At 51.7% G+C, this 12,125-nt stretch carries 11 protein-coding genes; 6 read left to right on the forward strand and 5 right to left on the reverse strand.

The genetic code is table 11. From position 1 onward, the window contains the following. Positions 1 to 12: 12 nt before the first annotated feature. Together HMPREF1647_RS06615 and HMPREF1647_RS06620 are read right to left on the reverse strand one after the other, a co-directional pair. Positions 13 to 1,209, reverse strand: a complete 1,197-nt coding sequence (locus tag HMPREF1647_RS06615) for a GTP-binding protein (RefSeq protein WP_262363831.1) — start codon at positions 1,207 to 1,209, stop codon at positions 13 to 15. 112 nt (positions 1,210 to 1,321) lie between these two features. Further along, positions 1,322 to 2,380 (reverse strand): NAD(P)-dependent alcohol dehydrogenase, encoded by a 1,059-nt coding sequence (locus HMPREF1647_RS06620; protein ID WP_035433270.1) that lies wholly within the window; start codon positions 2,378 to 2,380, stop codon positions 1,322 to 1,324. A 558-nt stretch (positions 2,381 to 2,938) separates the two neighbouring features. Here HMPREF1647_RS06620 and HMPREF1647_RS06625 point away from each other — a divergent pair. Further along, positions 2,939 to 4,087: a YdcF family protein gene (locus HMPREF1647_RS06625; RefSeq protein WP_052039178.1), complete on the forward strand. Its 1,149-nt coding sequence runs from the start codon at positions 2,939 to 2,941 to the stop codon at positions 4,085 to 4,087. Between the two features lies 1 nt (position 4,088). On the opposite strand, the gene HMPREF1647_RS07070 is transcribed toward HMPREF1647_RS06625, so the two are convergent. Next, positions 4,089 to 4,301, reverse strand: a complete 213-nt coding sequence (locus tag HMPREF1647_RS07070) for a hypothetical protein (protein WP_187468935.1) — start codon at positions 4,299 to 4,301, stop codon at positions 4,089 to 4,091. Between the two features lie 430 nt (positions 4,302 to 4,731). On the opposite strand from HMPREF1647_RS07070, the gene HMPREF1647_RS06630 reads away from it, so the two are divergent. From HMPREF1647_RS06630 to HMPREF1647_RS06645, 4 genes are read left to right on the forward strand one after another with little or no spacing between them, the layout of a single operon-like run. Beyond that, positions 4,732 to 6,969, forward strand: coding sequence for a cation:proton antiporter (locus HMPREF1647_RS06630; RefSeq protein WP_035433272.1), 2,238 nt, complete (start codon positions 4,732 to 4,734; stop codon positions 6,967 to 6,969). Position 6,970: 1 nt separating this feature from the next. After that, positions 6,971 to 7,822, forward strand: a complete 852-nt coding sequence (locus HMPREF1647_RS06635) for an alpha/beta hydrolase-fold protein (RefSeq protein WP_035433274.1) — start codon at positions 6,971 to 6,973, stop codon at positions 7,820 to 7,822. A 39-nt stretch (positions 7,823 to 7,861) separates the two neighbouring features. Continuing rightward, positions 7,862 to 9,223, forward strand: a complete 1,362-nt coding sequence (locus tag HMPREF1647_RS06640) for an MBL fold metallo-hydrolase (RefSeq protein WP_156095565.1) — start codon at positions 7,862 to 7,864, stop codon at positions 9,221 to 9,223. Further along, positions 9,223 to 9,465 carry a DUF3006 domain-containing protein gene (locus tag HMPREF1647_RS06645; RefSeq protein ID WP_035433275.1) on the forward strand — a complete coding sequence of 81 codons (243 nt, stop codon included), beginning with the start codon at positions 9,223 to 9,225 and terminating at the stop codon, positions 9,463 to 9,465. The genes HMPREF1647_RS06640 and HMPREF1647_RS06645 overlap by 1 nt, the downstream gene beginning before the upstream one ends. Positions 9,466 to 9,744: 279 nt before the next feature. Here the strand turns inward: HMPREF1647_RS06645 and HMPREF1647_RS06650 are convergent, their stop codons facing one another. Both HMPREF1647_RS06650 and HMPREF1647_RS06655 read right to left on the reverse strand, forming a co-directional pair. Beyond that, on the reverse strand, positions 9,745 to 10,230 hold the full coding sequence (locus HMPREF1647_RS06650) for a flavodoxin (RefSeq protein ID WP_035433277.1): 486 nt from the start codon (positions 10,228 to 10,230) through the stop codon (positions 9,745 to 9,747). Between the two features lie 434 nt (positions 10,231 to 10,664). Continuing rightward, entirely contained in the window at positions 10,665 to 11,408 is a 744-nt protein-coding gene (locus HMPREF1647_RS06655; protein ID WP_035433280.1) for a helix-turn-helix domain-containing protein, read from the reverse strand. Between the two features lie 250 nt (positions 11,409 to 11,658). On the opposite strand from HMPREF1647_RS06655, the gene HMPREF1647_RS06660 reads away from it, so the two are divergent. Continuing rightward, entirely contained in the window at positions 11,659 to 12,048 is a 390-nt protein-coding gene (locus HMPREF1647_RS06660) for a hypothetical protein (RefSeq protein ID WP_035433282.1), read from the forward strand. The last annotated feature ends 77 nt before the right edge of the window (positions 12,049 to 12,125 follow it).

The following is a 12,125-nucleotide window of genomic DNA, read 5'->3' on the forward strand; positions in this document are numbered from 1 at the left end:
CAGAGGCTCTTTTTAGTTGCAAGTTTTATGCGCATGCTCGCCGTGGCCGTGCATGTGCTCGCCGTGGCCGTGCATGTGCTCGCCGTGCTCGCCGTGGTCGTGCGCGTGATGCTCGTGTCCCTCGTGGTCGTGCTCGTGCGCGTGGTGCTCGTGGTGCTCGCCGTGCGCGTGGTGCTCGTGACCTGCGTGCTCATGCTCGCAGTGCCCGTGCTCGTGGTCGCAGTGCTCATGCACGCAGTGACCATGCTCGTGGTCGCAATGCGAATGATCGTGCTCGTCAGCCAAGTCCGACTGCTCATGCCAGAATGCCGGCACAAACGCCTCGCGAAGTCCATGACGCAGCAGGTTGCGGCCAATAAACACGCACCTGGACTCTTCCTGAGGTTCGTCACCCGTAATCGCCCATGCGCGCTCTACCAGGTCAAACTTGACCCACTGATTACCGCACGGCAACGTACCTTTTGCACGCGCAAGCTTTCCAAAAACGCCAGCCGACGCTGCGTCCAAAAGCCAAATCAAGTGCGTTGGACTTGGAAGCTCAGCATGAGTCAGCGCCATAGTCTCCAGGTCAGGCCCCTCGTCCTTCTCGCTAGCTGGATCTTTAAGAACAAAGCCGTCAAGCGCGCGAGTCAGCAGAGCATTCCACCACTCGTCGGGAATGTCAGCATACGAAGATTCGGCGATAACCTCTGCCTGCGGATTCATCTCTGCCGCAAGCTGCTTAATGGGCTCGGCGGCATCCTCGCTACCTGGAGCAAGCTTGGAAATCACCACGCTCGCAGCGGCGCTCAGCTGATTGTCAAAAATCTCTGGAAAATCGGTGCGCTGATTCTGCCACGAAACGGCGTCAACCACGGTAACCGGCGCCAGCAAACTAATGCGCTCCCAGGCTACCTGATTCACGTTATCAAGAATGCTCTGCAGCTTAGCCACGCCAGTTGGTTCAACAATTAAATACTCGGGGTCGATGGTGTTTGAAATGGTCAGTACCGACGTCGCAAAGTCTTGCTTGCCCGAGCAGCAAATACAATTCTCGGTTGACTCCCAAACCTTGAGGTCGGAGTCCTGCCTCAGACGGCGCGCATCGATGTCTGCCTGGCCATATTCATTCTCGTAGATAGCAAAATCACGCCCAGTCCGGCGCACGAGCTCCTGAATGAAGGTGGTTTTACCAGCTCCAAGAAAGCCTGATACAACAAGGATTTTCATGAATACAACCGCTTCCTAAACTCTGTTGGCGCCCACCAGCGCAAAAAGCTGGCGAGAAAACCGAACTTCTCGCCAGCTCACACGTACTAAATAGCGCGACCTGATTGGTTACCTAGTCGATAACAACAACTGGCTTGATGAGGTCGGATGGCTTATCACGCATGGTGAAGAGAGCCTCCTCGAGGTGATCCCAGCCGTGATAGAGGTGAGTAACCTCTGGGTGAAGGTCAAGACGGCCGGAAGTGACCAGGCTGGAGAGCTTCTCCATGCGCAGACGGCCGCCAGGCATAAGGCCGCCACGGATGTCCTTGTGGCCCATACCAACGCCCCACTCGACGCGAGGAATGTTGACGTAGTCGCCGGAACCGAGGTAGTTGACGTTACCAATCTTTCCGCCAGGCTTGAGTGCCTTGACAGCATCCTCGAAGGTCTCGCAACCGCCGCCGTCGACGCAGACGCGGTCAACGCCCTTGCCGCCGGTGAGCTCCATGACCTGCTCCCAGATTGGGCCGTCCTTGTAGGAGATGAAGTCGGTTGCGCCGTAGCCCTTAGCTGCCTCAACGCAGACTGGACGGGTACCAACAGCAATGATGCGAGAAGCACCGTGGAGTGCAGCACCAGCAACGGACATGAGGCCGACAGGTCCAATGCCGATGACCAGGACGGTGTCGCCGAACTCAACGCCAGCCAGCTCAACTGCGTGGAAGCCGGTTGGAACCATGTCGGAAAGGATGCAGGCGTCTGCTGGATCCATGCCCTCTGGCATGTGAGCGAGGTTGCCGTCAGCGTCGTTTACGTGGAAGTACTCGGAGAAGACGCCGTCCTTGAAGTTGGAGAACTTCCAGCCAGCAAGCATGCCACCGGAGTGCATGGAGTAGCCAGCCTGAGCCTCAAGGGAGTTCCAGTCTGGAGTAATTGCAGGAACGAGGACGCGGTCGCCAGGCTTGAAGTCCTTGACGCACTCGCCAACCTCGACAACCTCTGCGGAGCACTCATGACCAAGAATCATGTTGTGACGGTCGCCGATTGCGCCCTCCCACAGAGTATGAATATCAGAAGTACAAATTGCGACCGCAAGTGGCTTGCAGATTGCGTCCAGAGGACCACACTTTGGTGTCTCCTTCTCAATCCAGCCGGACTCGCCGATCTTGAGCATTGCATAACCCTTCATAAAACCCTCCTAAAATCTGTGTTTCTGCAGTTGAAACACTACCTACCTCGTGGAGGAGCACGTCATACACGTGACACTGACGAGGCTTATAAACGTTTTTGCGAAAGCTCGCTGCTTTGTTGCAGCCACAATTGGGTCCTCTCCACAACAAAACGACGAACACTCGCGAAGTACATTTTCAAGCACTTTTTTACGTAAATCTAGAACGAAACCGTGAAAGGTTGAGCAGACTTTCATGAATTTTAGGCTGGCGAGAAATGCGGTTTACAAATAACGAATATTTGCGCACGTAGACAATGTGTACGCTAACATACCGTTAACCAAACCTCCGGCCGATGTGAAACAACGCTTATCGGCGAACGGTTACCGTTCACCGAATCAAAAGGGCAACTGTCCACTTTTCTGTTGTATGCAAGCGATGTCGAGTAGTATGAAGAGGCGTCTCGGCAGCTATGCAGAGGCGCTTTGTTATAATTCTGGTAGATGAGTTTCTCGCCAAATGAACCTCTTCAATGAATCGCTTTGTGGAAAAAACCAGCAGTCAAAAAAGGAATTTGCATGTCCATTGATAACTTACTTAGAGACGCTGGTGCTCATTTTGATTGGCAATACATAATCTTGTACGCCACCCTGCTGGCTCCAGCGGTTGTTCCTGGTGTGCTGTTTATTTACTCATTTATCAAGGAACCTCGACAGTTCCGCAATGCACTTTTTCTGTTCGCGACTCTTGCGTGGTCATCAATTCTTCTGGTGCTGAGGCTGAATAACTTTATCCTTGGACTAATTCTGGTTACTCTTGTACTGCTGACACCATTTCTGACCATTGGTTTCTTGCTGATCAACACCATAGTTGTGGTAAAAAATAACGGATTTTCACTGACGTCGATGCTGCCGTTTTTGATGGCTGGATTTCTTATCTTACTGCTTGCGTCTCCGTCTATCGTAAATTATTTTGACCCAGATACTCGCCATGTTGTTGTCTTTTTGCTGGGGCTTTTTACACTTGAAGGCTTATGGTTCTCGTTTACTTTTGTGGCCTTGCTGTTTTATTCGTGGATATATCGGATTCTTCCCCGCCGTCGTCAGTACGATTACATCATCATTCATGGTGCCGGACTTGATGGTCCGCGACCAACCCCGCTACTCGCGGGCAGGATTGATAAGGCACTTGAACTGTGGAACAAGCAGCATCAACACGGAAAGTTTGTTGTTTCTGGAGGTCAAGGTGCTGATGAGGTGGTCTCCGAAGCTCAGGCCATGCGCGATTATCTTCTGGAGAAGGGTGTTCCAGCCGAGGCAATCCTTATGGAAGACAAGTCGACAACTACCTGGGAAAATCTTAGATACTCGCTAGCTGTAATCCGCGCCGACCGCACCTCCGCAGCGGCCGACGACGCGCCCGCCACAGCAGCGGCCGAAGACGCGAGTGCACCGAGCGGCGACACTGCCTCCGTAAACGGCGACTTCACCACCGCGGTTGTTACCAGCGATTTCCACGTTTTCCGTTGCGCCGAATACGCCCACAACCTGGGCATTAAGGCAGATGGTATCGGTTCGCACACCAAAGGCTGGTACTGGCCCACGGCGTTTATCCGCGAGTTTATCGCAATCACCAAAGCGCACCTCTGGCCCTACCTGGTCATTGGCGGTCTGTACACGTTAATCAACGTGCTCAACTACACGTTCTTCTACCTGGGAGTTGTGTAATCTAGGGGCGCTCAATTTTTGCTCCGCGCCGGATTTGCTCCGCGCCTGATTTGCTCCGTGCCGGATTTGCTCCGCGCCTGATTTGCTCCGCGCCGGATTTGCTCCGCGCCGGATTTGCTCCGCGCCGGATTTGCTCAAAGATTCTGTAAATTTTGCCTAAAAGCATCAAAGATTCGGTGGATTTGCCTGATTTCATCAAAGAATCTGTGTCCAAAATACAGAATCTTTGCACTTTTCAGGCTCGCTTTTCAGGCTCGCTTTTCAGGCAGAGTTTAAAGCGCGTCCGAGTTCGTCCTTCCAGGGAGCCTGATTTTCTCGCCATGTCTGAATGATTTGCCGGAAAAGCGCACCATGTCTGAGCTATTTGCCGGTTTTTCTCGTCATGTCTGAGTAAATTTACTCAGACTTCATGCACTTTTCAGGCTCGCAATTCCAAGCCTCGTCGATAGAGCTCACGAACCATCGCAGAAACCATGTGTTATCTGCGCTAAGTCAAGCTAGAGCCGCAAAACCGTATATACTCGAATGAAGCGTTATCTGGCGAGAAGCCCCGTGTGCTCGGAACCCTCGTGGATCCGCCGCTCGTCACGGACCCGCTGCTCGACGCTCGCCGTCGTTGCCACCTACGGCCAGGAAGGAAGCCTGTGGAGACCTTCGAATTTGTGCTCATTGTTTTGACCTGCGTCGCGGCTTCCTCGGTTATCGACAAGTTTGTCAACGTCTCCATCCCCGTTATCCAGGTTGTTATCGGCCTGCTTGTTGCGCTTGTGCTGCCCAGCGTCCAGGAAGTTCACCTGGAATCCGAGCTCTTTATGCTGCTCTTTATTGCCCCACTCCTGTTCAACGAGACGAGAGAAACCAACATTCGTGCACTTCTCCTCAACCTGAACAGTATTTTGTCGCTGGCGATTGCTCTGGTAGTTGTCAGCGTGCTTTCGGTCGGCTATGCCCTCTACCTCATGGTCCCTTCAATTCCTCTAGCTGCGGCGTTTGCGCTGGCCTCAGCCCTGGGACCAACCGACGCAGCCACCGTCACCGCGCTTAAGTCCAACATCCACCTGACTCATCGCCAGCAGACGCTTCTCTCGGGAGAGTCCCTGATTAACGACGCATCCGGCGTCGTTGCATTCCAGTTCTCCGTAGCTGCGGCCGTAACGGGTGCGTTCTCGCTGGTAGACGCAGCGGGATCTTTCACAGTGCTTTTTGTAGGCGGCGTGGCAATGGGAATTGTCACTGGCTTTGCCTTCTCTGCCATCAACGCAATGCTTGGTAGGTTAGGTTACGAGGACACCGTTGCAAACGTTCTTTATGAAGTACTGACGCCGTTTCTTGTCTATCTTCTTGCCGAAACCTTCCACGTTTCTGGCGTTTTAGCTGTCGTAGCAGCGGGATTGGTGATTGCACTCCCTCGAAGGCAGAGCAACAACGCGCTATTTGCAAGGCAAAAATTGGTCTCTGATTCCACGTGGAAAGTCATCAGCTTCCTCATCAACGGTACCATCTTTGTCTTCCTAGGAATGCAGCTCCCCCTTGCCGTGCTTCCTGGCACCAACGGAGGCCTCAATATCCTGCAGATTCTGGGAATTATTGTCGTGATTACCCTGTTCATGCACGCAGTTCGCTTTGCGTGGCTCTACGTGCTGGAAACTCACAAGCTCCACAAAGGTGGCCATCTCTGCACCGGAAAAGACGATGCCAGCGACTCCGAAGACTCGAATGGCGAGAAAACTGACGAGCAGTCCAAACCCACGTGCACTCCAAAACCCATCTCCATCACGTCGACCGAGCTCATCAAGAACGTGCTGGTCACCACCATTGCGGGCGCAAAAGGTGCAGTAACGTTGTCGATTATCCTCACCTTGCCACTCATGACCCAGTCCGGAGCAGCATTTCCACAAAGGGATCTGCTGATTACCATCGCCGCCAGCGTTATTCTCGCCACATTGCTTTTGGCGGACAATCTGTTGCCCGTGCTATCAAAGTCCCCTGAAACAGACTCTGACCTGCCCGTACGTCTCCATAAGGGAGAGATTGCTGTTTTGGAAGCAACGCTTGCAGAGCTCAGGAGTTTGCTGCAGTCGGAAAACGCCAATGCAAAGTATTTACCTGCACTTCGTTTGAATATTGCGCGCTACACCAATCGCCTATTTGCGTCTCACTTTACGGCGCCTAACTCAAGCAAGCTGATAAAAGAGTTGGTACTTCACGGAACCGAGGTTCAGCAGGAGTGCCTTGAGCAACTGCACGAGCGCCACATCAAAACAAAAAATCCCATTCCGTGGGACCAAATTGTCGACGATATTACTTCAATCCGCAGGTCAGTAGGTTATTATGGACCCTTCGCAAACATTGCCTCAAAGACAAACCACCGCTCACGGATTGCCGTTGCCCTCCACGAGCTTAAACTAGCTGCTCAGCGCATCATCGATGGCGGTATCAGACACCTAGAAGACGCAGATCAGTCCTACTACCAGGCTTGTTTGTATGCGCTTGAGATGGAATACGCTGAGCTCGACGACCTGGAGCGTATTGCTAACGGCGACGACGAGCAGATGGCTATTGTCGCGTCAAACCTGATGATTGACCATGAATCAGTAATTGAGTCTATTTGGAGTCGCATCAATATCAACAAGGAGCATGGTTCCAGCGATACTCAAGCCTCCTACCAGCTACCTTACAATCTGAGTTCACACAAGATATCGCCGCACTTTAGGCAGCAACTTGCGGATGCTCGAAAGTACGCCGACGACGTGGCAGAAAACGCGCTGCGTATTGAGCTGGACCAGATTTCGCGCCTGCAGTTTGAGGGCGTCATCGACCGCGAGGTTGCCTCTCACCTGCGCGAAAACGTCTACTACCTGCAAATGACGTTGAGTGAGTAGTATGAGCGCTACGCCAGATACGCATCCCATCGCCGACACGGCTACACACCCCGCCAACACTGCTGCGCACCCCGCCAACCACACGGCGAGAAAAACGATCATCTCCGGACTTTCCGTCCACACGCAGATGTCCTCTGTAGCAGGGGCTCCTATCGTCTACCTCTTGGGTGACGTGGCCGACAACTCCCCCGTTCAGGTACCTGAGGGCGTCAGCCTAGTGTGTATCGGCGTTGACCTGTGGGAAGAGAACTTCTCGCCCTGGTGCGCCCCGCGCGTTTTTGCCAAGGGACCCAACTTTGGCGACGGCGCCCAGAAAACGCTCGATACCCTTATCAACCAGGTCATCCCCTGGACGGAGTCGGAACTCACCGAGTCACCGGCGTATAAGGTGCTTGTGGGATATTCGCTCGCGGGTCTGTTCAGCCTCTGGGCCGGCGTTTCGCAGCAGGTCGCACGCGACTGCCAGCCCGACGACGCCCTGTCGCAGCCAGGCCCGTCATCGCAACCCGGCGCGCCGTCGCAGCCCGGCGCGCCGCAGCTCAGCGCCCCTGCCGCAACCTTCCAGCGTATCGGAGCTGTCTCGGGGTCGTTCTGGTTCCCAGGCCTTCTGGACCACGTTGACCAGCAGCTCAGCGGAGGAGCGGTCGGCCTCACACACGCCTATCTTTCGCTGGGTGACCGAGAAGCACGAACCCCCAATCCGCAAATAATGCACGTGCGAGAAAACGCCGAACTTCTCGCCAGCAAGCTGGAGAACGCGGGGATAACCTCGACGTTTGAGCTCAACCGCGGAAATCACTTCCAAAACGTTGAGGGAAGAATGCAGAAAGCCCTGGACTGGCTGGTCAAATAGGGTAAGATTCTTCAGAACGCACGTGTCCAGAGAGGTTTTATGCCCAACCAAAAGCAATTTGACAGTAAAACTGAATCACCCGGTACATCCTCTGGCAAGCAGTCTGACTACTTATTTGCGCTCATTCTTTCCCTGGTATTTGGCATTTTTGGTATTCCGCAGCTTTATCTTAAAGGCTGGAAATCGGGACTTAACAGGCTTGCTATAAACGTAGCGCTGATTGTTGGTGCATTTGCCCTGGCGCAAACACTTGCCTCGCCGTCGATGCTTTCTTACCTTCTACCAGCAATTTTTTCGCTTCCGGTTATCGAGAGTGCTCTGAACCTTATCTACGAGGATGCCAGTGCTCCCAAAAAGCTCATAAAAGGCAAGCTCAAGCCCCATAAACGATATGCCGGAAAACAGAAAGCTGGAATCGCACTAGCCACGCTGACGGTAGCGCTCTACTTTAGCGCAGCGCTCACGCAACCGCTTCCAATCACCCTATCTACCGCGGGGTCCTCGGGCCAACAAACCGCAGTTCAAACGCCTGGCGGGTCCTCGCAATCAGGCTCCAGCGCGCCGTCTGATACCGCACAGGCCAGCACAAACGTAACTATCAAGTTTATTGACGTCGGCCAGGGAGAAGCCATTCTCATTGCACTTCCCGAGAAAACCGTGCTTATCGACGCCGGTCCCACAGGGTCTGCTCCAAAAATTGCCCAGGTGCTCCAAGAACTTGGTCGAAACAAGATTGATTACCTGGTGGCCACCCATCCCGACGAAGATCACATCGGCGGCATGGCGGACGTCATTTCCAGTACCCAAATCGGGGCCATTTACGCACCAAATAAGACAAATAACACGGCAACATACAGAAAGTTTCTGACCGCCATCCAGAACAATAACCTGCAGATAACTCTTGCCGAAGCAGGAACCATCATCGATCAAACCGATGCCTACAAGCTAGAAATCCTTTGGCCGACCAAAGACGCAAATTTCCCCGACACCAACGATTACTCGATAATCATCAAGCTGACCGTGGGCACCAAAACATTCCTCTTCACGGGAGACGCACCCACAAGCGCCATCCTGGACTCCAATCCTGGCCATATTGACGTGCTTAAGCTCTCCCATCACGGCTCTCGAACAGGCACAAATGAGCAGCTAGTTCGCAGGCTCTCGCCTACCTACGCCGTCCTTTCGTACGCCTTAGACAACTCCTACGGCCATCCCATGCAGTCGGTCCTGAACGCCCTCCATAAACATTCCGTTGAGATTTGGGGAACGGGCGCCAACGGAACCATTACCATTACCTGCGATGGTACAACTATTGATATATCTAGCGAGAAAAACGGTGCCGTTGTAGCGCCTACCTCACAAGAAAAATCTGGCACATCGTCGACATCGAGGTCCAAGTAATGAAAGCAATCATTGATCGATTTGAAGACAACAATCTTGCCGTGCTTGAACTAGATGAACAGCCAGGCAATATGTTGACCGTTTCTATCAACGAGCTACCAAGCAATGCATGCCAGGGTGACGTTCTTTACTACCAAGATGGCACTTGGATCCTCGATGAGGAAGAAACCGCCCAGCGCTACACCGATATCGATGCGCTGTTTAACTCCCTGCTCGCACATGATGATACGGAAACTGAATAGCCCCAGATAAAACCTAAAATATGCGATTTTAGAATATTTACAAAACTGCACGTCAACCTATAAATATGCGATTTTCGCATATTTTGTTATATAGCCATCTACCTGCATAAATAAAAAAGACGTCTTGTCGAGAAAGACGTCTGTGTAGAGTACTTTTATCCAAGAAAAAATGTGATATATTTCAAATTGCCGATGGCGCGCAGCCTCGCTCTGCATAGAGGGAGGGCACGCCATCCGCTTTATAGAGCCACGATAGCTGCGGCCATTCTCTTCTCATCTTCAGCTAGAAGTACTCGCATCACTCAACCCTATCGAATCCAGCCACTTTCGCACTTCGCTAAAAGTATACGTGCCTTTTACCGCCAGTCCAGGCATTACACGAGAAGCACCGCACTCCCTCTGGTACTCCTCAATCATGTTTCCAAATCCTCCACCGCCATGCGTGCAGAACGGAATGATTGTCTTACCGCTCAAATCCGTTGCTCTTAAGAACGAAAGCACCGGAGGAGCAAATGTTTTAAGCCAGTTGGGCGATCCTATAAAAACAGTATCAAAGCCGACAACATCTATATCGTATTGCATTAACGCAGGACAAACGCCCTTTTCTATTTGCGCCCTAACCTCTTTTACCGCCGTGTTATACGAGAAAGAATAAGGCTCTTGAGGCTTAAGCTCCAGCAACTCACCGTCGGTAATCAGCGCAATATCCTCTGCAAGCCTTCTTGTGATGCCGGAATATGAATAGTACACAATCAAAGACTTCATGTAAGAATCTCCACTACCAGCCGAGAAGAACGTGTCGTTGAGACATTACGTCAAAATCCACACTAAACAAAAAGCCGCTCTAAAGCGGCTAAAAACAACGGCCAGGAATTGCACCTGAGTCATCTCCAACAAGGGCACTGCTTACTATGCTACGCGTTGTTAATGTAATTCTACATTCCTGCAATATAATGTCAACAAAATAAGTTATGACCAGCACTTTCCGTCTGGATCTAAATGAGAAAGCCAATCTTTATCGAACATCACCAATCAAAGTGTCACTACGCTAAAACCTAAAGATACCCACGCAAATCCACATCAAGTAGAATCGGGTGGGTATCTTTATTAACTATTATGTCTAATTTTAGCCAGAATTCCACTGCGCCAAAACACTCTTAATTTCGAATTGTCGAGAATAACTATATAATCGTTAGCACTTAGTCAAACCAGATCTTTACGACGTCCCCGTCTGCGGATGTAATATCCACAAGTGTGCCACTCTCGCCAGTCTTTGCAGCGTCCATAAGCGCATCAAGATTGATGTTAGAGAGCTGCTCCTGAGTCTCCTGATTAAGATAGCTTCCGCTGACCTGAATTCCCGAATTCAGAACAAACTTTGCCAGGCTCAGAGGCACGCACATATCAACAACGTCGCCATCGTCGGAGACTACATACACGTGCAAACCGTGCTTTGCAGAGCCGTTGCCCAGGCGGACGCCCTTCTTCTTGCTACCGTCTGCCTCGTCGTTCTTCTCGACTTTGACCATGCTCTTACCAAAAAGCTTACCAAAGCTAAAACCTGAAGACTGAGCGGCAATGCCCTGGTTGTCCTGCTCTGTAGACTCTTCTACGATCTCTGCAGGCTCGTCAGCTGCAACGGAAACAACCTCAGCTGCGCTCTCCCTGACAGCAGCGCTCTCCTGAGCAGCAGCGTTCCCTTGGGCAGAAGCGCTCTCCTGAGCGGAAGCACTTGCGCCACTCAAAAGCTCGTCAACAGACACACCAAGGAAGCGTGCAAGATCTGGCAACAGCGAGATATCTGGGTAGTTAATGTCGTTCTCCCACTTGCTCACCGCCTGCGGGCTCACGTTCAGCTCTTTTGCCAGACGCTCCTGCGTTGCAGTTCTAGCTAAACGAAGACGTGCAATACGACGACCAAGGGTCTCAGATGAAGTAGTCATAGTTGCTCCTTTTTTCTCAACTCATTATTACTGAAATAGCTTGCGGGCCGCTGATTTCACTATGAGTCGTAACAATACGTTCAACAAGAACGCATCAGTTGAGTTAGGTATCGCAACGGTTTCCAACTACTCAACAGCAGGTTGAGTTCGCAGGTAAACTATGCTTTTTGACCGAAAGTTACTTGCCCTAAAAGTATTCTCCAACTACCATTTAATCAAGAAACTTTTGATGTTTTAGAAAGGTCTGTCTATGGCTGGCGAGAAGAACTGGGTGTTCTGGACCAGTGGTGCGCATATTGTTTCTGGTTTTGAGCAATGCGCTACAGACGGTTTTGTTGGTGTTGACGCAGATGGTGTCGTGTACCTCTTTGATAACAATCAAAATGTCTTTGCTTCGGCTCATGCTTCAGATATTGAAGGAACTATCGGCGGCTGGAGAGGAACCTGGCTTACCATTGATGATAAAAGATATGTCCTAGAGTTTGTTCCTCTTGCAGATAAGATTGCTCCTCGCCTGATTTTTGGAGCTATAAGCAATGTCTTTATGCAGGAGCTCCATCATGGAGATCAGGAGAAGGTCCCACGAGAACTCCTCGAAGACTTCAAGATTGCATTTGAGAACGCCAAGTACAGGCGCTAACTCAAGCTAATTTTTGAATTATTCATATCCTTGCGGAGGTACGATCACCGATATCGGCGCCGGCGGATGAACTGCCT

The sequence above is a fragment of the Lancefieldella parvula DNF00906 genome, from assembly GCF_000758945.1.
Classification (GTDB): Bacteria; Actinomycetota; Coriobacteriia; order Coriobacteriales; family Atopobiaceae; genus Lancefieldella; species Lancefieldella parvula_C.